15 protein-coding genes are annotated in these 20,159 nt (G+C 71.0%); all 15 read right to left on the bottom strand.

The features are described from left to right. Positions 1-34: 34 nt before the first annotated feature. The 15 genes from trxA to VRZ77_RS04530 all read right to left on the bottom strand — a co-directional run bounded on the left by trxA (position 35) and on the right by VRZ77_RS04530 (position 20,052). Complete coding sequence (gene trxA / locus VRZ77_RS04460; RefSeq protein WP_241621381.1) at positions 35-355, bottom strand: thioredoxin TrxA; 321 nt, start codon at positions 353-355, stop codon at positions 35-37. 67 nt (positions 356-422) lie between these two features. After that, positions 423-3,833 carry a double-strand break repair helicase AddA gene (gene addA, locus VRZ77_RS04465; protein WP_414591460.1) on the bottom strand — a complete coding sequence of 1,137 codons (3,411 nt, stop codon included), beginning with the start codon at positions 3,831-3,833 and terminating at the stop codon, positions 423-425. Beyond that, positions 3,830-6,916 carry a double-strand break repair protein AddB gene (gene addB / locus VRZ77_RS04470; RefSeq protein WP_414591461.1) on the bottom strand — a complete coding sequence of 1,029 codons (3,087 nt, stop codon included), beginning with the start codon at positions 6,914-6,916 and terminating at the stop codon, positions 3,830-3,832. Before addB ends, addA begins: the two co-directional genes overlap by 4 nt. A gap of 6 nt (positions 6,917-6,922) precedes the next feature. Continuing rightward, positions 6,923-7,654 carry a nucleotidyltransferase family protein gene (locus tag VRZ77_RS04475; RefSeq protein WP_414591462.1) on the bottom strand — a complete coding sequence of 244 codons (732 nt, stop codon included), beginning with the start codon at positions 7,652-7,654 and terminating at the stop codon, positions 6,923-6,925. Further along, on the bottom strand, positions 7,651-9,495 hold the full coding sequence (gene tsaE / locus VRZ77_RS04480; protein ID WP_414591463.1) for a tRNA (adenosine(37)-N6)-threonylcarbamoyltransferase complex ATPase subunit type 1 TsaE: 1,845 nt from the start codon (positions 9,493-9,495) through the stop codon (positions 7,651-7,653). Before tsaE ends, VRZ77_RS04475 begins: the two co-directional genes overlap by 4 nt. A gap of 4 nt (positions 9,496-9,499) precedes the next feature. Next, the gene (locus VRZ77_RS04485; RefSeq protein ID WP_414591464.1) at positions 9,500-12,031 is read right to left on the bottom strand and encodes a PAS-domain containing protein; all 2,532 of its coding nucleotides are present in this window, start codon (positions 12,029-12,031) and stop codon (positions 9,500-9,502) included. 178 nt (positions 12,032-12,209) lie between these two features. After that, entirely contained in the window at positions 12,210-13,208 is a 999-nt protein-coding gene (cysK, locus tag VRZ77_RS04490) for a cysteine synthase A (RefSeq protein ID WP_414591465.1), read from the bottom strand. Between the two features lie 116 nt (positions 13,209-13,324). Continuing rightward, the gene (locus tag VRZ77_RS04495; protein ID WP_414591466.1) at positions 13,325-13,768 is read right to left on the bottom strand and encodes an RrF2 family transcriptional regulator; all 444 of its coding nucleotides are present in this window, start codon (positions 13,766-13,768) and stop codon (positions 13,325-13,327) included. 9 nt (positions 13,769-13,777) lie between these two features. After that, on the bottom strand, positions 13,778-14,245 hold the full coding sequence (gene dut / locus VRZ77_RS04500; RefSeq protein ID WP_414591516.1) for a dUTP diphosphatase: 468 nt from the start codon (positions 14,243-14,245) through the stop codon (positions 13,778-13,780). Between the two features lie 2 nt (positions 14,246-14,247). Then, positions 14,248-15,504, bottom strand: coding sequence for a bifunctional phosphopantothenoylcysteine decarboxylase/phosphopantothenate--cysteine ligase CoaBC (gene coaBC, locus VRZ77_RS04505; protein ID WP_414591467.1), 1,257 nt, complete (start codon positions 15,502-15,504; stop codon positions 14,248-14,250). A gap of 195 nt (positions 15,505-15,699) precedes the next feature. Continuing rightward, a complete protein-coding gene (locus VRZ77_RS04510; protein WP_414591468.1) occupies positions 15,700-15,921 on the bottom strand; it encodes an amino acid transporter in 222 nt (73 codons plus the stop codon). A 16-nt stretch (positions 15,922-15,937) separates the two neighbouring features. After that, complete coding sequence (gene ubiB, locus VRZ77_RS04515) at positions 15,938-17,506, bottom strand: 2-polyprenylphenol 6-hydroxylase (protein WP_414591469.1); 1,569 nt, start codon at positions 17,504-17,506, stop codon at positions 15,938-15,940. 5 nt (positions 17,507-17,511) lie between these two features. Then, complete coding sequence (ubiE, locus tag VRZ77_RS04520) at positions 17,512-18,315, bottom strand: bifunctional demethylmenaquinone methyltransferase/2-methoxy-6-polyprenyl-1,4-benzoquinol methylase UbiE (RefSeq protein ID WP_414591517.1); 804 nt, start codon at positions 18,313-18,315, stop codon at positions 17,512-17,514. A 130-nt stretch (positions 18,316-18,445) separates the two neighbouring features. Next, positions 18,446-19,453 carry a L,D-transpeptidase gene (locus tag VRZ77_RS04525; protein WP_414591470.1) on the bottom strand — a complete coding sequence of 336 codons (1,008 nt, stop codon included), beginning with the start codon at positions 19,451-19,453 and terminating at the stop codon, positions 18,446-18,448. A gap of 119 nt (positions 19,454-19,572) precedes the next feature. Continuing rightward, positions 19,573-20,052 carry a hypothetical protein gene (locus VRZ77_RS04530; protein WP_414591471.1) on the bottom strand — a complete coding sequence of 160 codons (480 nt, stop codon included), beginning with the start codon at positions 20,050-20,052 and terminating at the stop codon, positions 19,573-19,575. Positions 20,053-20,159 lie beyond the last annotated feature (107 nt).

The raw sequence follows: 20,159 nt of genomic DNA on the forward strand, positions 1-20,159 counted from the left end.
CCGGGTTTTTTCGTTCTCGATTCCGATCGGACGATCAGATCGAGGAATTGATCCACTGCACCAGCTTGGCCTTCGGCGCGGCGCCGACCTGGCGGGCCGCGAGCTGGCCGTCCTTGAACAGCAGCAGGGTCGGGATCGACATGATGCCGTATTTGGAAGCCGTGCCGGGATTCTCGTCGACATTGAGCTTCACGATCTTCAGCTTGCCTTCGAGCTCGCCGGAAACCTCGTCGAGCACCGGGGCGACCATGCGGCACGGGCCGCACCATTCCGCCCAGAAATCGACGAGCACCGGCTCGGAGGACTTGATGACATCAGCCTCGAAGGACTGGTCCGACACTTTTTCGACGCCCATGGCGACACCTTTCAAACGTGAGTTGACTGCAAGGTAGGTAGCCCCCACCCCGCCCGTCAAGCAGCCGTCACGGCGACGTGAGCCCGCGCGCCGCCGCCGCCAGCGCTTCGGCATCCAGCCTGTGGACGAGCGGGCCGGCGCTATAGACCAGCAGCGCTTCTATCTCCTTGCCCGGAAAGACTTTCTCCAGAAGCCGCGCATAAACCGCCACCTGCCGGCGATGCGCAGGCGGCACATCGGCCATGCGCATCGGCACATGCCGGTCGGTCTTGAAGTCGGCGAAGGTGACGCGCCCTGCCGTGACCGCCAGCCGGTCGATTCGGCCGGAGACCGCCAGCCCGCCCGGCTCCAGATCGCCCGCGAGCGCCACCTCGCCGAAGCTGCCCGGCGCGAACAGCGCGGCAAGCTCGGGCAGAGCGAGCGTCGCGAGCGCCTCGGCCAGCAGGGCCTCGCGCGGCGCCTCCTCCCAGTCGCTCGCGGCGGCGAGCAGCCGGCGGCCGGCTTCCGCGCGCCCGGCTGCGGCCAGCGGGGCAAGGCCCGCCAGCAGCCGATGCAACAGCTCGCCCCGCTCCAGCGAGGCTTGCTGTTCCGCCGCGTCCACGGGCAGCGCCGAGGGCCGCAGGACTTGCCGCGCCGGGGCAGCCGCGGGCACCGGCCGCGCCAGCCGCCGCGCAAGGGCGCGCTCCTCCTCGCCGGCCTCACCCACCGGCGCGGCGGAAATCGCCGCGGCGACATCAAGATGTCCGCGATTGTCGGCCCGCCAGCGCAGCACCTCGCCCGCAAAGCCGACAGCGGGGCGAAGCTGGGCTTCCGGCTCCAGCGCGCGCCGCACCACATCGTACCAGCAATCGGGCGGGCGCTTCTTCGCCCCCACCGCGCCGCACAGCACCAGCGCGCTCTCCGCCCGCGTCAGCGCGACATAGAGCAGGCGGCGATACTCATCCATCGCGGCCGCGTCGCCGGCCGCGCGCGCCAGGCCCAGCGCCGTCGTGTCCTTGGCCTTTGGCCCGGCCAGCAAAGTGAGCGGCCGCCCGTCGGCGGTGCGGGTGCGCAGCAGGCCGGCGGCGCGACGGGTGTTCGGGCCGCTGGTGGTGTCTGCGAGGATGACATAAGGCGCCTCCAGCCCCTTGGCGCCGTGCACGGTCATCACCCGCACCTCGTCGCGCCCATCCTCCATGTCGCGCTTGGCCTCGGCCCCGCCGCGCCGCAGAAAGGCGAGGAAGCCCGGCAGCGAGGGCGCTTCCACGCTCTCATAGGCGCGGGCGAGCGCCAACATCTCGTCCAGCGCGTCCGCCGCCTCCAGCCCGAGCCGCGCCAGCATCAAGGCGCGACCGCGCTCGCGCCCGAGCACGCGGGCATAGAAATCGAACGGGCGCAGGTGGAAGGCATCGGCCCGCAGCCGCTCCAGCCGGGCGGCGGCTTCGGCCCATTCCGGCTTCTCGGCCGCGCGGGCGGACAGCGCTTCGCCGAGCCGGCCGGAGCGTTCGGGCGCGAGGAGCATCAGGTCCTCGTCGGTCAGGCCGAACAGCGGGCTCTTGAGCGCGCAGGCCAGGGCCAGATCGTCATCGCGCGAGATCAGCGCGTCGCCCAGCGCCATCAGGTCCATCACCGCGATGTGCTCGGGAACCACCAGCCGGTCGGCGCCGGCCACCGGCACCTTCGCGCTTTTCAGCGCGCGGATCACCGACTCGAACACCGCCCCGCGCCGGCGCACCAGGATGAGGAAATCGTCCGCCCGCGCGGCATGGCGTCCATGGCGACCCTCCAGCACGAAGCCGGTCTCGATGCGTTGGCGGATATGGCCGGCAATGTTTGCCGCCAGCCGCGCCACCGGGTCGTCGGCGCCGGGCGCGTCGAGGGGTCGGCGCCACTGGTCGACATCAACCTTCTCGCTCGGCGCCTCCGGCTCCCATATCTCCACCAGCGCCGGCAGCGCGGCATGGATCGCTGCATGGACCGGAGGCTTGAGCTCGGCGGAAAGCCCGCGATGTGCGTCGCTCGCGGTGAACACCGTGTCCACCGCCTCCAATATGCCCGGCGCCGAGCGGAAGGAGTGCTGCAGCTCGATATGGCGGAAATGCTCGGGCGGCGCCAGCTCCAACCATTCCCGGCGCACCGCGTCGAAGCGGCCGGGATCGGCGCCCTGGAACGAGAAGATCGACTGCTTCTCGTCGCCGACCACGAACAGGGTGCGCCGGCCGGGACGCGCGCCCTCGCCGGCAAAGAATTCCGCGACCAGCGGGCGGATCACCTCCCATTGCTCCGGGCTGGTGTCCTGCGCCTCGTCGAGCAGCACATGGTCGATGCCCTGGTCGAGCTTGTAATGCACCCAGGACGCCGCCCCCGAGCCCAGCAGGCGCCGCGCCGCGTTCACGAGGTCGGCGAAGTCGAGCGCGCCGCGCGCGGCCTTCATCGCCTCGTAGCGCTCCAGCGCGCGGCGGCCCAGCGTCTGCGCCGCGAGGCTGCGCTCCAGCACCCGGGCGGCGGCAAGGCGCTGCGCCAGAAGCGCCAGGCGATCGCGCTCGGATAGCAGCAACGGGAACGCCGCGCGGATGTCGGCCTTGCCCATCGAGGAATCGGCATAAGGCATGCCGTCATCCTTGATGAACACCGAAAGATACAGCGCGGCGGCTTCCTCCGGCGGCGCGGCGGCGGCTCTCAGCAGCGCCGCCCCACGCTCGGCGGCGCGCCCGCCCGCCGCCACGAGCGCCTCGCCCATGCCGCGCCAGGCGCCGGGGGCGATCAGCGCGCCGTCCAGAACCTCGCGCTCGATTCCCGCCGCCGTCTCCAGCGTTTCCAGACCAAGCCGTTCCGCCATATCCTGCGCGCTCGCCGCGAGGGCGGCGGGGTCGGCGATCAGCGCGGCGATGAGGTCGGACAGCACGCCGTCCGACAGCTCGTCCACCAGCCGCGACAGCGCGCGCGCAAGTTCGCCCTCCGGCTCACGCGCGGCTTCCAGCACGATCTCGGCGCGGGCGCGGGCGATCAGCTCCAGCCGCGCCGCCTCCTCCAGCGGGCGGAAACCGGCGGGAACGCCGGCCTCGAACGGGAAGGCATGCAGCAGCGCGCCGCAAAAGGCGTGAATGGTCTGGATCTTCAGCCCGCCCGGCGTCTCCAGCGCCTGCGCGAACAGGCGGCGGGCATGGTCGCGCCGTGCCTCCCGCGGTCCCGGCAGGCACGGCCCGTCCGCCGCGTCGATGGCGCGGTCGAGCGCCTCGTCATCGAGCCGCGCCCATTTGCGCAACTCGCCGAGCACACGGTTCGCCATATTGGCGGCGGCGGCCTTGGTATAGGTGAGGCAGAGGATACGGCCGGGCTGCACGCCGCGCATCAGCAGGCGGATCACCCGGCGCGCCAGCACATGGGTCTTGCCCGAGCCGGCATTGGCGGAGACCCAGACCGAGAGCTCGGGATCGGAGGCCGTGGTCTGCAGCGCGGTCGCCGCGCCCAGCGCCGCCGAGGAGGGCACCTCGCTCATTCCTCGGCCTCCCCGCCGGTCGACCATTCCTTGATGCGCGCCAGATGGTCGTAATCGCCGAAGCGGCCGGCGAACATCGGGCGGCGCAGCGAGACATAGGGCTGCGCTTCGTTCTCGAAGGCGGCGATGAGTTCGCACAGCCGCTCAAAGGTGGTCTCCGCCAGCGCGGAGGCAGTGTCGTCCTTCTCCAGCGCCGTGACTTCCTTCACCGAGGCCGCGCCGAGCCGGACATAGGCGAGATGGGCCGCCGGCCGGGCGGGCACGCGGTCAAAGGCGCCACGCGCGGCCATCGCCGCCTCTAACGGCAGCTGGGGCGAATAATTCGCGCTGGTCTGCTTGGCGGTCGGCACCGCACCGGTCTTGAAATCGACGATCACCAGCCCGCCCTCGCGCCGCTCCTCGATGCGGTCGGCGCGGCCGGTCAGCGCGAAGCCGCCGCGCGGCGTGGGTATCTCCAGCTTGCCTCCGATCTCGGCATGGACATGGGCGATAAACGGACGCCGCCCGGCCTCCCAGGCCAGCACCCGCGCCGCCAACCGCTCGAAGCGCGCCCACCACAGCGCATGCTCGGCCGGAAAGGCTTCGAGATCGGCAAAGGCCCGGCGGCCGCAGGCGAGGAGCTGCGCCAGCGCGTCCGCCGGCAGGTCGCGAGGATACGCCTTCGCGAACTCGCCCAGCGCCTCGTGAATGGCGCTGCCGCGCTCCGCCGCGCCGGGTGCCTCGTCCAGCCCATCAAGCGGGCGCAGCTTCAGCACATGGCGGGCATAGATCGAATAGGGATCGCGCAGCCAGGTCTCGATCTCGGTGATGCTGAGCCGGCGCGGCCGCAGGCGCAGCGGCGGGCGCGGCGCCGGGGCGTCGAGGCGCGCCATTTTCGGCGCCTCGTCGATCAGCCCGGCGAGCCGGCGCAGCCGATTGCCGCGCGCCACCATTTCGGCCCAGCGCGCCTCCCCGCTGACGGCGGCAAGGCGCTGGAGAAAGCGCGAGGGCACGGTCGGCGCGCCGCCGAGCTTCTGCGGCCGGCTGAGGATCAGTTTGGCCGCCCCGCAATATTGCACGAAGTCGTGGGCGGAGAGGCCGATGCGCCGCTCCGGCGCCTCCAGTCCCAGCGCCTGGCGCATCGGCCGGCTGAGCCAGGGATCGCCGGTCACCGCCGCCGGCCAGGTCTGTTCCACCAGCCCCGCCAGCACGGCGCGGTCCACGGCCACAAGGCGCGCTTCCAGCGGGCCGAGGATGCGCAGCCGCGTCCCCGGCTCCAGCGCCGGGCGCACCGGGCTGGAGGCGAGCAGCAGCGGGAAGGCGCTGGCATAATCGACGAGCGACAGCTCCATGGCGGCACCGGCCGCCTCACCCTGCCGCGCCGCCTCGGCGAGGCGGTCCAGCGTAGCGGCAAGCTCGGTGAGGGCATTCTCATTCCCGGCGGCCGGCGGCTCCTCGTCGGGCGCCGTGAGCAGTGCCCCGAGCGTTGCGCGATGGGCGTCGAGCAGGGCCGAGAACAGATGCCGGCCGCGCGCCAGCTTCTGCAATGGAGCGAAGGCCGCCGCCAGACGGCGGGCGAGATCGGCGGCAAGACGCTGGCCGACTTCGCTCACCGCGCGACGCGGATTGCCCGGATGCAGGCCCGCTTCCGCGAAGCCGTCAACAGCGGCGATGAGGCCCTCCGGCCCCGGCGCCGGGCGCGGCCCGCGCAGCGCCATCAGTTCCAGCGCATCCACCGCCATGGCGCGCTCGGCGCTAGGAAGCGCGAAACGGGCCAATTCGTGGCGCAGCAGCGCGCTCAGCGGCATGGGGGCGAACTGCTCCACCGCGACATCGGCCACCAGCCGCGCGAAGCGGCCGGGCGAGGTTTCCGACAGCGGTTCACCGGCGGAATCATCGATGGTCACGCCAAAGCGCAGCATCTCGGCGGCGACCCGGCGTGCAAGGTCGCGATCGGGGGTGATGAGGGCCGCTGTGCGGCCCTCCTGTTCCAGCGTCTCGCGCAGGGCGAGCGCCACGGTCAGCGCCTCCTCGCGCGGGTCCTCGGCCTCGATCACGGTGACACCGGCCAGCGCAGCATCGATGGCAGGCGCCGGCAGACGCTGGTCGAGGCTGGCCCAGGCCTGCGTGGTCGCGACCGGGCGCAGCGCCTCGGACAGCAGCGCCTCGCGGCCGAACCCAGCCGGCGGCGCGAGTTCCACCACCTCTGCCCGCGCGACCTGCATGTAGCGCTGAAGCAGGAGAGCAAGGCCATATTGCGGGTGGCTCGGCGAGGGCTCGGCCTCGGCGGTGAGCGCGGCCCAGGACACCTCGTCCATGCCGGTGTCGAGGCCGGGCAGCACCACGCAGCCCTTCGGCAGGCGGGCCACCGCCGCGAGGAGCCGCGCGGTTGCCGGCATCGAGCCGGTGGAACCCGCCGCGATCACCGGGCCCGCCCCCGCGCCGGCCTCGGTGAGACGCTTCGCCTCGGCGTCGACCAGCGCGTCGCGGCGCACCGCGCCATCCACCGCGCCGAGGGAGGCCAGCACTTCCGGCCAGAAGCGGCTGGCGATCTTGAGGAAATCCAGCGCCATGTCCCAGTAGAGGTCGTGCTCGCCAGGCACCAGATCCTCTAGCCGCGACCACGGCACTTCCTGGACCGCCATCTCGTCGATCAGCCGCGCCAGCGCGTCGGCCAGCGCCAGCTCCGCCCCCGGTCCGGCGGCAACGGTGGCGCGGCCATCCGATGTCGCGAGCAGCGCGCGCCAGCGCCCGACAAGGCTCGCCAGTGCCAGCCGGCGGGTGGCGGGCGCGACGGCATGGGGCGGCTCGCTGTGATCCTCCGCGAAGGCGAGCGCGTCCTCGTCGACATCGCCGAGCGCCACGATGCGCGGCAGCAGTGTCGCGCCGCCGGGCATGCGTTCGCGCAGCGCCTCGGCAAACAGCCGGCCGGCGCGGCGGGTGGGCAGGAACACGGTGGCGCCGGCCAGCGCGAGCGCATCGCCGCGCGGGGAAAAATCCGGGACCAGCCGCCCGTCGAGCAGCGCGTCCGCGAGCACGGCGAGAAACGGGCGCGACGGCGGAATGGTGAAGAGCCTCGGCCCGGCCCGTTCGCCCGCACTCATCCGCGTTCAGTCCTTGGAACGGCGGATGGCTTCCTCGGCTTCAAGGATCGCCTCAGGCGTGCCGACATGCATCCACACCCCTTCCATGCGCTGGCCGAACAGCCGCCCGGCCTCGGCGGCGCGGGCGAACAGCTTTACCAGCGAGAACGCGCCTTTCGGCGCGCCGTCGAACAGGCGCGGGGAGAGAACTGCCGCGCCAGCGAAGACGAAGGGTACCACGAGGCGCTCGGGACGGAAGCTCAGCCGGCCGTCGCGGTCCAGCAGGAAATCCCCCGAGCCGTCATAGCCGATCGAGGTGGCGCTGGCGGCGAGCAGCAGCCGGGCGTCCATAGTGTCGGGATCAAAGCCGGCGGCCAGCGCCGGCAGGTTGGGCCGGATGCCCTCGATCCAGATCGTGTCGGAATTGATCGAGAAGAACGGCGCGTCGCCGAACTCCGCCAGTGCCTTCACGGCGCCGCCGCCGGTATCGAGCAGCACGTCGCGCTCGTCGGAGAACACCAGACGCGGGCCAATCCCCTCGCGCTCACGCCGGACAAGGTGCTGTTCGAGGACATCGGCATGATAGTGGAGGTTCACCACCGCCTTTTCTACACCGGCACTTTCGAGGCGGTCGAGCACATGGTCGATCAGCGGCCGGCCGTTCACCTCCACCATCGGCTTGGGGCGATGGTCGGTGAGCGGGCGCATCCGCGTGCCGAGGCCGGCGGCGAACACCATGGCGTTGCGGATCGTGGTCATGGCGCGGCCGGTGGGCTGGCGGGGTTCGGCGCGGCGTCCTCGCCCGGGATTTCCTCGGTGGGCACATCGCCGGCAGGGATGTCCCCGGAAACAGGATCGGGGTCTAAGGGCAAGGACGGCTCGGGTTCGGCAGCGGGCGCGGCCGCGATATCGGCGGACGCCTCGGCCTTGGGTTCGGGAGCAGGAGTCGGCTCGATTGCCGGAACGGGCGCCGCAGCGGGCGCGGCCGGGGGCTGGCTGTGGGCGTGGGCCTGCGCGCGCAGCGCTTCGACGATGTATTCCGCGCCCGGCGTACCTTCCGGCGGCGGTACATGGGCGGCGAACCACGCTTTCAGCGCGTCGAGCTCGGTGAAGGCGAGGCAGCGCTCCAGATAGGTCCAGATGCGCGGAATGTGGCGCAGATAGTGCGGCTTGCCATCCCGCCGGTTCAGCCGGGCGAAGATGCCGAGAATCTTGGTGGCGCGCTGCGCGCCCATCACCGCGTAGGAGGCCGCGAAGCCGCGCATGTCAAAGCCGGGATCGGCCAGCCGCCGTGCCTTGATGTAGCGCCCGAGCAGGGAGAGCTCCAGCTCCTCGGGCACGTCGACGCGCGCGTCCTGGGTCAGCGACACCAGATCATAGGCCGCCGGCCCCATCACCGCGTCCTGGAAATCCAGCAGGCCGACGCGCGCGGTGCCCTCGCGCTCCGGTAGCCACATCAGGTTCGGCGAATGATAGTCGCGCAGCACCCAGACCGGCTTTTGCGCCAGCGGGCCGGCCAGAGCCTCGCTCCACAGCGCGCGGAACGCGCCGCGCATCGGCGAATTCGGCGCCGCCGCCGGCACCCCGCGATGCGGCAGATACCAGTCGAGCAGCAGCTCGGCCTCGATCAGCAGCGCCTCCATGTCGTAGGCCGGCAGATGGTGGTCGATCTCCGGCGACACCGGCAGCGTCGACGGCAGGTCGAGCTGGTGCAGTTCCGCCAGCACGTCGGCGGCGGCCTCGTAGCGCTCCGGCACCGGAGCGGCGGGCAGGCCAGCGAGCACGCCCTCGTCCCCGAGGTCCTCAATGACCAAGAGCCCCTCATTGAGGTCGGCGGCGTAGATGGTGGGGGCGGAGAAGCCGCGCGCCTTCAGCCCGCGCGCCATGGCCACGAACGGCTTCACGTCCTCGGCCAGATGCGCGATCTGGCTGTAGGGCCTGCCGCCGCGCACCGGCGGGCCGTCCGGCCGGCGCGGGGCGTTCATCAGCACCGCGTTGCGCTTGGCCCCGATCAGGCGCTCATAGGTTCGGCTGGAGGCGTCGCCCTGAAGATGGCGCCGCAGGGCGGGGCCGAAACCGGCGAGATCGATCAGCGCGCGGATCGCCCGCATGCGCCGCAGCGCCTCCGCCAGCCGGCCATGACCGAGCAGGCGCACGCGGCGGGCATGCTCGGGATTTTGCTCCGGGATCGAGATGGTGATGTCGAGCCGGTTGGCGCCGAGCATCGCCTCGCCGCCGCGCTCAGGCCATTCCACCAGCACCACCGCGCCGTCGGTCTGGTCCGACCAGCCGATTTCCTCCAGCTCCTCCGGTTCGCCCAGGCGGTAGAGATCGGCATGGACCACGCGGTGGCGCGGCAGGTCGTAGAGCTGCATCAGCGTGAAGGTCGGGCTCGGCACCTCCAGCTCGTCGTCCTCGGCGAGCGCGCGCACCAGCGCCCGCGCCAGCGTGGTCTTGCCGGCGCCGAGATCGCCGTTGAGCGCCACGATGTCGCCGGGCGCCAAGGTGGCGACCAGGTCCATGGCGAGGCGGCCGGTGGCTTCCTCGTTGGGGAGCACCACTTCCCAGTGCACCGGCCGGACATTGCGGATGTCGACCATGGCCCTACTCCGCCGCTACCCGGCTCGCGCCGGCATCGAGGGGAAACGCGCAGGTGACCAGCGTGCCCCCGCCCGGAGCGGGAGAGAGCGTGACCGTGCCGCCATGCAGCGCCATCAGCGAACGCACGATCGACAGGCCGAGCCCGACGCCGCGATGGCGCGAGCCGGAGCTGTGGGCCTCGAAGCGGTCGAACACCCGCGCGCCGATCTCCGGCGCGATACCGGGGCCGAGGTCGCGCACGCGGAACACCAGCTCGCCCTCGCCGCGCTCGGCCGCCAGCGTGACGGTGGAGCCGGAGGGCGCGAAGCCGACCGCGTTGGAGAGCAGGTTGTAGAGGATCTGCCGCACGCGCTTGGCATCGGCGCGGAAGCTGCCGACGTCGGGCGCCACCTCGATGGCGAGCGCGATTCCGCCCTCGGCCAGCCGGTCGCGCACCCCTTCCGCCGCTGCCTCCATCGCCGCGCGCACATCGACCGGGGCGAGGTCGAGCGTCATGGCGCCGGCGTCGATGGTGGCGAGGTCGAGAATGTCGTTGATGATGGCGAGCAGCGCGGCGCTGGATTCGGTGATGTGGTTCACATAGGCGCGCTGGCGCTCGTTGAGCGGGCCGATGCCGGTGTCGTCGAGCAGCTGCGCGAAGCCGATGATGGTGGTGAGCGGCGAGCGCAGCTCGTAGGAGACGTGGCTGACAAAAGTGCTCTTGAGGTGGTCGGCCGCGACCAGCGCCTGGTTGCGGTCCACCAGCGCGCGCTCGACATGCACGCTGTCGGTGACGTCACGCCAGGTCAGCAGCGTGCCGCCATCGGGCAGCGGCTGGCTGGAGCCGTCGAGGATCATGCCGTCCGGGCGCTCCATGCGGAAGGCGCGAGGAATGCGCGCCTCGATGCCGGTGACGGCGGCGCGCAGGCGGGTCCATTCCGCCGCACCGGCACTGAGGCCGGCGCAGGCTTCCGCCACCGCGTCGATATGGGGATGGCCCTTGAGCAGGGCGGCGTCGAGCCGCCACAGGCTGCGGAACGCCGAGTTGAACAGGCCGAGCCGGCCGTCGGAGCGGAACACCGCCACCGCCTCGGCCAGCGCGTCCAGCGTCTCGCCCTGGATGCGGGAGAAGGCGTTGAAGCGGCTCTCCAGCGCGAGACGCTCGGTGACCTCGTCGCACAGATAGGTGACGCCGCCCTCCGGATTCGGCGCGGTGACGACGCGCAGCGTGCGCCCGCCGGGCAGGTGCCACCAGTGTTCCTTCGGCTCGATGGTGCGGTAGGCCTCATGCAGCTCGGCGCGCCAGACCCGGAAATCGGCCTGCTCCGGCAGGCGCCGCGCCGCGCGCAGCCGGTCGAGGACGGCGGTGTCGGTCGGGCGCTCGTCGAGGAAGGCCTCGTCCAGCTCGAACAGGCTGGCATAGGCGGCGTTATGGAACACCAGCTTCTGGTCGGCGCCGAAGATGGCGACGGCGGTCGAGAGCTGGTCCAGCGTGCGGCGGTGGGCGCCGATGACCTGCGCGAGCTCGGCGCGCACGCTCTCGATCTCGGTAGCATCGAGTGCGATGCCGGCGGTGCCGCGCTCCGCGCCGGCACCGGTCGTCACCTCCAGCACGTCGAGCAGGCGCCGCGTGCCGGCCACCACCACCGGAAGCCGCGCGGCGAAGCGGCGACCCTCGGCATGGGCGCGGGCGGCCTGCTGGCGGCCGGACTGGTCGAGCAGCGCCAGCGAGCGGCTGGCGGCGTCGCCGGCATCGCGCGCCTCGACGGCGTGGAGATAGGCGGCGTTGCTCCAGCTCAGCCGGCCCTGCGCGTCGGCGACCCAGGCGGGGGCCGGCAGCGCGTCGAGCAGTGTGCGCAGCGCCGACAATTCAAGGTTCTGGGCCCGGAAGGCCTCGATCAGACGGGCGTGCTCCAGCCGCACGCCGGTGATGTCGCGCAGCCGCAGGATGACGGCGGAGCCGACCGGGCGGCCGTCGGCCTCGACATGGCGCCCGTCCTGCGTCACCAGCGCGGCGGCAAGCGGCACGCCGCGCGCGCGCAACAGGTCCACCGCCGCCTCGATCTCGCGCGCCGAGGACGGCGACAGCCAGCTGCCGAAGGCCAGGATGCGCCCCGGCGCGGCGACGCCGGTAAAGGCGCCGGTATTGCCGATGATCTCCGGCTCCAGCGCCGGATCGCGCCAGACCACGACAATCTGCGGCTCGGCCATCAGCAGCGCGCGGCCTTCCTCGATCCGGGCTTCGAGCTTGGAGATTTCGCCGAAGGCGAAGGCCTCGCGCTCCAGCGTCGCGCGGCGGAAGCGCACATGGACGATCGCGGTGGTGGCGGCGAACGCGATCAGTCCGACGATCATGGCGATGCCGGTCAGCGCGCCCGGATCGCTAAGCACCGACACCACGGGCACCAGAAGCTCGCCCTGCGCCTGCGCCTCGCCGCCCGCGAACATGGGGATCGCCGCCCACAGGCAGCCGGGCAGACGGCAATAGCGGGCGGCGCGCAGCACGCGGCCACGCAACGTCTCCCCAGCTCCGCGCCTGCCGGCCGGCTGCGCCATACGCGGCTTTCCCCCTCGCCGAGTCATATCCTTCGGTCACGCCCCCAGCGCCCGAATCAGTCAGACTTTAGCGAAGCGGGACTCCCACTAGAAGGGCGCAGCTGGAAAACGAAAATGGCCGGGACAAGCCCGGCCATGACGCTATGGTATCGTGTGCCGGCTCTGGCCGACGGGCGGCTCAGAGGCCCTCGAACAGCGGGGTCGACAGATAGCGCTCGGCGAAGGAGGGAATGATGACCACGATGGTCTTGCCCTCGTTCTCTGGCCGGGCGCCGACCTCCAGCGCCGCCGCGATCGCCGCGCCCGAGGAGATGCCGACCGGGATGCCTTCCAGCCGCGCCACCGCGCGGGCGGTCTCGAAGGCGGTCTGGTTGCCGACGGTGACCACCTCGTCGATCACCGAGCGGTCCAGCACGTCCGGCACGAAGCCGGGGCCGATGCCCTGAATCTTGTGCGGGCCGGGTTGGCCGCCGGAGAGGACCGGGCTGTCCTCGGGCTCCACGGCGACCATCTTGAGGCTGGCCTTGCGCGGCTTCAGCACCTGGCCAAGGCCGGTGATGGTGCCGCCGGTGCCGACGCCGGACACAACGATATCCACCGCGCCGTCCGTGTCGTTCCAGATTTCCTCCGCCGTGGTGCGACGGTGCACGGCGGGGTTCGCCGGGTTGCGGAACTGCTGGGGAATGATGGCGTCGGGCAGTTCCTTCACCAGTTCCTCGGCGCGGTTGACCGCCCCGCGCATGCCCTGCGCTGCCGGGGTCAGCACCAGCTCGGCGCCGAGCAGCGCCAGCATCTTGCGGCGCTCGACCGACATGGATTCCGGCATCACCAGCACCAGTCGATAGCCGCGCGCGGCGGCCACGAAGGCGAGCGCGATGCCGGTATTGCCCGAGGTCGGCTCGACCAGCACCGTGGTCGGCTTCAGCACGCCGGCCTCCTCCATCGCCTCGATCATCGAGACCCCGATGCGGTCCTTGACGCTGGAGAGCGGGTTGAAGAATTCGAGCTTGGCCAGGATCGTCGCCTTCACCCCACGCTCCGCCGGCAGGCGGTTGAGGCGGACCAGGGGCGTGTTGCCCATGGTCTCGGTGATCGAGTCGTAGACACGGCCGCGGCCGGGCTTCTCGGCAGCAGCGGGCGTCGCGCGGGCGGCGTCGGACAGTGCAGCGTCTGACATGGGGACCTCCGGGGAACAGGCGCCGCGACGGGCGCCGTCATCACTTGCTATCAGGCTTTCCCGGCACGCCTAACATATTCACGTACCGATGTCGAGAAAACCTAATATTCACAATCTTAAATGGTAAAATCAATGCCTTCGGGCATGCCGCGACGGGCATTGCCCTGCGCGGCGGCGCGACACAGGTCTTCGACGGTCACGCCGTCCAGCGCTGCCTCGAAGGCTCGTTCGGCCTCGGCCACGGCCGGCTGCACCACGTCGCGCACGATCTCGGGAAGGTTGTCCAGCGCCTCGTCGGCCTCCGCCTCCACCACCCGCACCACCTCGGCCACAGTGATGCGCCGGCGCTCGCGCGCGAGTTCATAGCCCCCGCGCGGGCCGCGAACGCCTTTCAGAACGCCAGCATGCACCAGCGCCTGCAGCACGGGTTCGAGATGGCGGGGCGGCAGTTCGTGGCGGGCGGCCAACGCCTTGGCGGCCACGGGCGTGCCGCGCGCATGAAGCGCGACGTCCACGACGGCGGCGATGGCGAGCAGGCTCTTGTCGGATAAACGTGGCATGGCTCTTGGCTAGCGCGATATCGCCGCGCCGTCGAGCCCTGTGGAACCGAAACCACCACTTCCTCGTGTTGTTTCTTCCAAATTACCGACGTCGATCAGCTTAATCCGCGTCACCGGCGCCACCACCATCTGTGCGATGCGCTGGCCGCGTTCCAGCGTCACAGGCGAATCGCCCAGATTGATCAGCAGCACCTTCACCTCGCCGCGATAATCGGCGTCCACCGTTCCCGGCGCATTCAGCACGGTGATCCCGTTCTTGAAGGCGAGGCCGGAACGCGGGCGCACCTGCGCCTCGAAGCCTTCCGGCAGCGCCAGCGCCAGCCCGGTCGGCACCAGCGCGCGGGCGAAGGGGGCGAGAATGAGCGCCTCCCCTTCCGGCAGCGCGGCGATCAGGTCGACCCCGGCCGCGCCCGTGGTGGCATAGTCAGGCAGCGGCAGGCCGGCCCCGTGGGGCAGCACCTGCACCGGAACAGTCAGCGTCACGAAGCGCTCTCCACGGCTGGGGGATCGAGGGGCCCGAGATGGGCGGCGATGCGTGCGACCAGCCGCCCGGCGACCTCGGCCTTGGAGGCGACCGGCCAGTCCTCTACCCCGCCCTCGGTGACGAGATGGATCGCGTTGCGATCGCCGCCCATCACCCCGCCGGGGATGTCGCCGTCCTGCGACACGTCATTGGCGAGGATCCAGTCGCAGCCCTTGCGGGCGCGCTTGGCCTGGGCATGGGCGACGACGTTCTGCGTCTCCGCTGCGAAGCCGACGACAAGGCCTGGGCGCCCCGCCGCGAGCTGCGCGACGCGGGCGAGAATGTCGGGGTTCTCGGTCAAGGCGAGGGTCGGCAGCGCGCCGCCGTCCTTCTTCATCTTCTGCCCGGCCTCCTCACTGGTGCGCCAGTCGGCGACCGCGGCGGCGAACACGGCGGCGTCCGCCGGTAGTGCCGCCTCGACCGCCGCCAGCATCTGCCGCGCGGTCTCGACATGGACCACCGTGACGCCGGCGGGATCAGGCAGGTTCACCGGACCGGCGATGAGCGTCACCCGCGCCCCCGCGCTGGCGGCAGCGAGGGCGATGGCGTGGCCCTGTTTGCCGGAGGAGCGGTTGGCGATGTAGCGCACCGGGTCGATCGGTTCATGGGTCGGGCCGGAGGTCACCAGCACATGGCGCCCGGCAAGGTGACCGCCAAGAGGGTCGGCCGGCGCCAGCAGCTTCTCGGCGGCGTCCGCGATTTCGGTCGCCTCGGCCATGCGGCCCGGCCCCTCCTCGCCGCGCTCGGCCATGGCGCCGGCATTGGGCCCGACAAAGGCGATGCCGTCGGCGGCGAGACGGGCGACGTTGCGCCGGGTCGCCGGGTTCGCCCACATCGCCGGGTTCATGGCGGGGGCGGCCAGCACCTTGCGGGTCGAGGCCAGCAGAATGGCGGTGGCAAGGTCGTCGGCGAGCCCGTTCGCCATCTTCGCCATCAGGTCGGCGGTGGCGGGGGCGACAATGATCAGGTCCGCCTCGCGCGCCAGCCTGATATGGCCGATATCCTGCTCCGCCGCGCGATCAAACAGCTCGGTGAACACCGGGCCATGCGCCAGCGCGCCGGCGGCGAGCGGGGTGACGAAATGCTGGGCGCCGGCGGTCATCACCACGCGCACGCTCGCGCCGCGCTCTTTCAGCCGGCGGATAAGGTCGAGGCTCTTATAGGCGGCGATGCCGCCGCCGATGATGAGAAGGATGGTCTTGTCGGCGAGCATGGGGCCGTGCCTGCGCATGAGTTGCTGCGCAGCCTATAACGCAGGGATGAGACGGGGCACAGGGGCGGGGAGGTGCAACTCACTCCGCCGGGTCGGCATGGGGATGGTGGCCGCGCGAGGCAACGAAATAAACAATCCCGCCAACCACCAGCGCCCCGACCGGCATGATCAGCAGCAGCAGGAAATCCACGGCGTTCATGGCTCAAGGCTCCCGAGGAGACGTCTTGCCAGGAAATGTAGGGTGATACTGCCCGCAAGACAAATCACGCTGACCGCCGCGACGGACGCGGCGGAGGCAGAACCGCCATTCAGCACCGAAACCACCGGCCCGAGGCCGCCGACCGCCATCACAGCTATGGCGACGCCGTTGAGATAGGTCGCCGACAGTTTCGTCCGCTCGTTATGAATGAGGCTCATCGCCGCCGCCCCATTTTCAGAAAATGAGATGTGCCGCCAGAAGTCCCGCGATCACCCATAGCGCCGTGCTTACCCAGCGATTGCCGCGCCCTTCGGCGCGGCCGATCTGCTCCACGCTCTCGGGCGACAGCGCCAGACCGTTGCGGGTCGCGGCGTCGAGCTGCGCCACCACGCGCTGGGAATGGCCGATGAGCTCGGGCAGGGTCTGCAGCGCGCGGGCAAGCGCGCCGACGCCGTCCGCCACCTCCTCGATGCGCCCCACCGGCCCGAGATTGCGCTCGATCCACGAGCGCACCACCGGCTCGGAGGTCTTCCACATGTCGAGCTGCGGGTCGAGCGAGCGGGCGACGCCCTCGACCACCACCATGGTCTTCTGCAGCAGCAGCAATTCGGGGCGGGTCTTCATGTCGAACAGGCTGGTAACCTCGAACAGCAGGGTCAGCAGCTTGGCCATGGAAATCTGGTCGGCGCGGCGGGAATGGATCGGCTCGCCGATCGCCCGGATCGCCTGTGCGAAATCGTCGACCGAATGATGGGCGGGCACGTAGCCGGCCTCGAAATGCACTTCCGCCGTGCGCTTCCAGTCGCGCGTAATGAAGCCGTAGAGGATTTCGGCGAGGAAGCGCCGCTCCTTGGGCCCGAGCCGGCCCATGATGCCGCAATCCACCGCCACCAGCCGGCCGTCGCGGTCGACGAACAGATTGCCGGGATGCATATCGGCGTGGAAGAAGCCGTCGCGCAGCGCGTGGCGCAGGAAGGACTGCATCACCGTGCGCCCCAGCGCCGGCAGATCGTGCCCGGCCGCCTTGAGCGCCTCTAGATCATTGAGCTTGATGCCGTCGATCCATTCGGTGGTCAGAACCTCGCGGCCGGTGCGGTCCCAGTCCACCGCCGGCACGCGGAAATCATCCTCGCCTTCGGTATTCTGCGCGAGTTCGGCCAGCGCGGAGGCCTCCAGACGCAGGTCCATCTCCATGGCGACGGAACGCGCCAGCGTGTCGACGATGGCGACCAGCCGCAGCCGGCGGCCTTCCGGCGAGGTGCGCTCGCCGAAATGGGCCGCGCGGTAGAAGGAGGAGAGGTCGATGCGGAAGCGGCGCTGCACGTCGGGGCGCAGCACCTTCACCGCGACAGTGCGGCGCGTGCCGTCCGCCTCCGCCACCTCGCCCTGATGCACCTGCGCGATCGAGGCGGCGGCGATGGCCGGACCGAGCGCGGCATAGGTCTCCCGCGCCGGGCGGCCGAGCGAGCGCTGGATCGCCTCTTCCGCCACCGGCATCGGGAAGGCGGGCATGCGGTCCTGAAGCACTTCGAGGTCGCGGGCGAGCTTGGGGCCCACCACGTCCGGCCGCGTGGCGAGGAACTGGCCGAGCTTCACATAGGAGGGGCCTAGCCGCGACAGGGCGGCCGACAGCCGCGCGGCACTCGATGCCGGCCCGCGCCGCTCGATGAGGCGAGCCAGCGCGAACACCGGCTCGGAGCCGGGCGGCAGCGCGCCAGGATCGATGCGCGAGAGCACGCCTTCACGCGCCATGACATAGCCAGCGCGGGCGAGGCGAAGGAAATCTCCGAACGGGGTCGCCACGCCGGTCAGATCCGCACGGCGGAATGCAGGGCGACGATGCCCCCGGTCAGCGGCGTCCAGTCCACCCGCTTCAGCCCGGCCTCGCGCATGAGCTGGGCGAAGGCCTCCGGCGCGGGGAAGCGGCGGATCGATTCGACGAGATATTGGTAGGACTCGGCGTCGCCGGTCACCATCTTGCCCATGCCCGGGATCAGCTTGAACGAATAGGTGTCGTAGATCGCGTCGAGGCCGGGCACGTCGACGCGGGAGAATTCCAGCACCAGGCAGCGCCCACCCGGCTTAAGCACCCGGCGCATCTCGGCCAGCGCCTTGTCCATGCGCGGCACGTTGCGGATGCCGAAGGCGATGGTCACCGCGTCGAAGGAGCGGTCGGCGAAGGGAAGCTCCTCGGCATTGGCCTCGACGAACTCCACGCGGCCGGCGAGGCCGCGGGCCTCCGCCCGTTCGCGCCCGACGCCGAGCATGCCGCCATTGATGTCGGCCACGGTGGCCTGCGTGCCGGCGCCGCCCGCCTCAACCGTGCGGAACGAGACGTCACCCGTGCCGCCGGCGACGTCGAGCAGCGCGAAGGGGCGATCGTTCTTCGGCGGGCGGAGCTTGGAGACCAGAAGGTCCTTCCAGACGCGGTGAAGGCCGAGCGACATCAGGTCGTTCATCACGTCGTAGCGCTTGGCGACCGAGTGGAACACCTCGTCGACCATGCGCTGCTTCTCGGCGAGCGGCACGGTGCGGAAACCGAAATGGGTGTCGGCGCGGGAACCGGCGTCGTCCGGCGTCGCACTTTCCGGGGCGGCGTCGTTCGTCGCCATCGTGCTCGCAGCCATGGTCCACCCTCTCGCTCGAAACGGCGCGGACCATAGCGGAGAGGTGACCGCACTGCCAAGCCGGGAGAAGGCGGGTCAGGCCCGCGCCACGGGAGGGGCGCGCGCTTGTCGCCGGTCAGATCACCTTGACCACCGTGCCGACGCCGACACGATTGTAAAGGTCGATCACGTCCTGGTTGCGCATGCGGAAGCAGCCGGAGGACACCGCCTGCCCGATCGAGTCCGGTTCGTTGGAGCCGTGGATGCGGTAGAGCGTGTCGCCGAGATAGAGCGCGCGGGCGCCGAGCGGGTTGTCCTCGCCGCCGGGCATGTAGTTTGGCAGGTCGGGGCGGCGCTGCACCATCTCCGCCGGCGGCCGCCAGTCCGGCCATTCCGCCTTGCGGCTGATTCGCTGGGTGCCGGTCCAGCCGAAGCCCTCGCGGCCGACACCGATGCCGTAGCGCACGGCCGTGCCGTCGCCCTGCACCAGATAGAGGAAGCGCGCGCCGGTATCGACGATGATCGTGCCCCGCGCCTCGCCCGTGGTGTAGCGCACGACCTTGCGGTTGAACTTGGGATCGACGCCCTTGGCGCCCGCCGAGGCGCGATAGACCGGGAGCGGAGCGTCCTCGTCGTCGTAATCATAGTCGTCGGCATCGACCGCCGCGACCTGCTCGACCCTGGGCTGGGTATAGACTTCGGGTGCGGGAATGCCGCCGCCGCGCGTCTGCACCGTGATGTTGCCGCGCGGGGCACGCGGAGGCGCAGCACCGTAGACATCGGCCGGCGGGGCCTCGCGATAGCCGCCGCTGCTGCGATAGGGGCCGCCATAGCCGGCGCCGACATCCATGGGCGGCCGAGGCGCGGTCACGGCCGCCGGCGGATACACATTGGCGCCGCCGGGCCGCCAGCGACCGCCGTCATTCATCGCGGTCCGGGAGGGCATGGCGCGCGCCGGCGCCTGGCTGCCGCGGCTGGAGAACACGCCGTAATTGGACTCGGTCACGCCGTAGACGCCCTGCGCGAGCGCGGGAGCGCCGGCAAAGACGAGGCCGAGGCCCAGCGCCGTCACGCCGAGCGGCAACCTGACGAAGCGCCCGGCCCGGGCCAGAACGCGGATCGACAGCGAATCAGATTGAGACATGGCGGACGACACTCCGGCAGTGACGCTACATTAACCATAAGCTGCCCGCCTATGGTTAATTTACCGTTAGTGCCGGTGCCGGAATCCGGTATCGCCGCGTCGTCTGCCGGGGCTCGCGATCAGGATGTGCAGCGCACATAGACCATGGTGCCGTAGCGGCCGGCGACTTCCTTGTCGACCCATTTGAGCACCAGCACCTGCCCGTCGAAGCGCAGCACCTCGCGGTCGCTGTCCGCGCCCGGCGGCTCGTCCGGCAGGCCAATGAAGATCGGGCCGCCGGCCACCTGCTTCGACACCACTTCGGAAGGCTGCGACTGGTCGGCGAGATACATCATGAAGCCGCCCGAGGTGCCAGGGCTGATGACGTAGGGCTGGCGGCAGCCCTGCCGGGCCTGCGCCTCGGTCCGCGTCGCGTCCTCCGGCCGGTGATAGGCGGCCAGACCCCATTTCCCCTCGACCTGCGACGGCTGGATCGGCGAGGTGAACTGCGGCAGGGCGGGCTGCGGGGCCGGCGCCTGCGTGGTGGCGGCGCAACCCGCCGCGAGGGCGGCCAGCGCAGCGAGAGCCGACAGGCGCAGGAAACGGGAGAAAGCAGTCATTGAGCACTCCGGGACGGGAAGATGCCGGGCGATGGCGGATCGGCGGGCGCAAACCCGGGAAACAGATTCGCATGCTCGCATAATGATTGAGCTTTACGCCAGATGGC

Origin of the sequence: Ancylobacter sp. G4_0304, from assembly GCF_047501495.1 — a bacterium.
Classification (GTDB): Bacteria; Pseudomonadota; Alphaproteobacteria; order Rhizobiales; family Xanthobacteraceae; genus Ancylobacter.

Bases quoted from the DNA above. Each gene is read 5' to 3' on its own strand.
- tsaE (WP_414591463.1), bottom strand. From the start codon at position 9,495: ATGGTCGACATCCGCAATGTCCGGCCGGTGCACTGGGAAGTGGTGCTC.
- trxA (WP_241621381.1), bottom strand. From the start codon at position 355: ATGGGCGTCGAAAAAGTGTCGGACCAGTCCTTCGAGGCTGATGTCATC.
- VRZ77_RS04530 (WP_414591471.1), bottom strand. From the start codon at position 20,052: ATGACTGCTTTCTCCCGTTTCCTGCGCCTGTCGGCTCTCGCTGCGCTG.
- VRZ77_RS04475 (WP_414591462.1), bottom strand. From the start codon at position 7,654: ATGACCACGATCCGCAACGCCATGGTGTTCGCCGCCGGCCTCGGCACG.
- addB (WP_414591461.1), bottom strand. From the start codon at position 6,916: ATGAGTGCGGGCGAACGGGCCGGGCCGAGGCTCTTCACCATTCCGCCG.
- VRZ77_RS04525 (WP_414591470.1), bottom strand. From the start codon at position 19,453: ATGTCTCAATCTGATTCGCTGTCGATCCGCGTTCTGGCCCGGGCCGGG.
- cysK (WP_414591465.1), bottom strand. From the start codon at position 13,208: ATGTCAGACGCTGCACTGTCCGACGCCGCCCGCGCGACGCCCGCTGCT.
- ubiE (WP_414591517.1), bottom strand. From the start codon at position 18,315: ATGGCGACGAACGACGCCGCCCCGGAAAGTGCGACGCCGGACGACGCC.
- VRZ77_RS04485 (WP_414591464.1), bottom strand. From the start codon at position 12,031: ATGGCGCAGCCGGCCGGCAGGCGCGGAGCTGGGGAGACGTTGCGTGGC.
- addA (WP_414591460.1), bottom strand. From the start codon at position 3,833: ATGAGCGAGGTGCCCTCCTCGGCGGCGCTGGGCGCGGCGACCGCGCTG.
- VRZ77_RS04510 (WP_414591468.1), bottom strand. From the start codon at position 15,921: ATGAGCCTCATTCATAACGAGCGGACGAAACTGTCGGCGACCTATCTC.
- coaBC (WP_414591467.1), bottom strand. From the start codon at position 15,504: ATGCTCGCCGACAAGACCATCCTTCTCATCATCGGCGGCGGCATCGCC.
- VRZ77_RS04495 (WP_414591466.1), bottom strand. From the start codon at position 13,768: ATGCCACGTTTATCCGACAAGAGCCTGCTCGCCATCGCCGCCGTCGTG.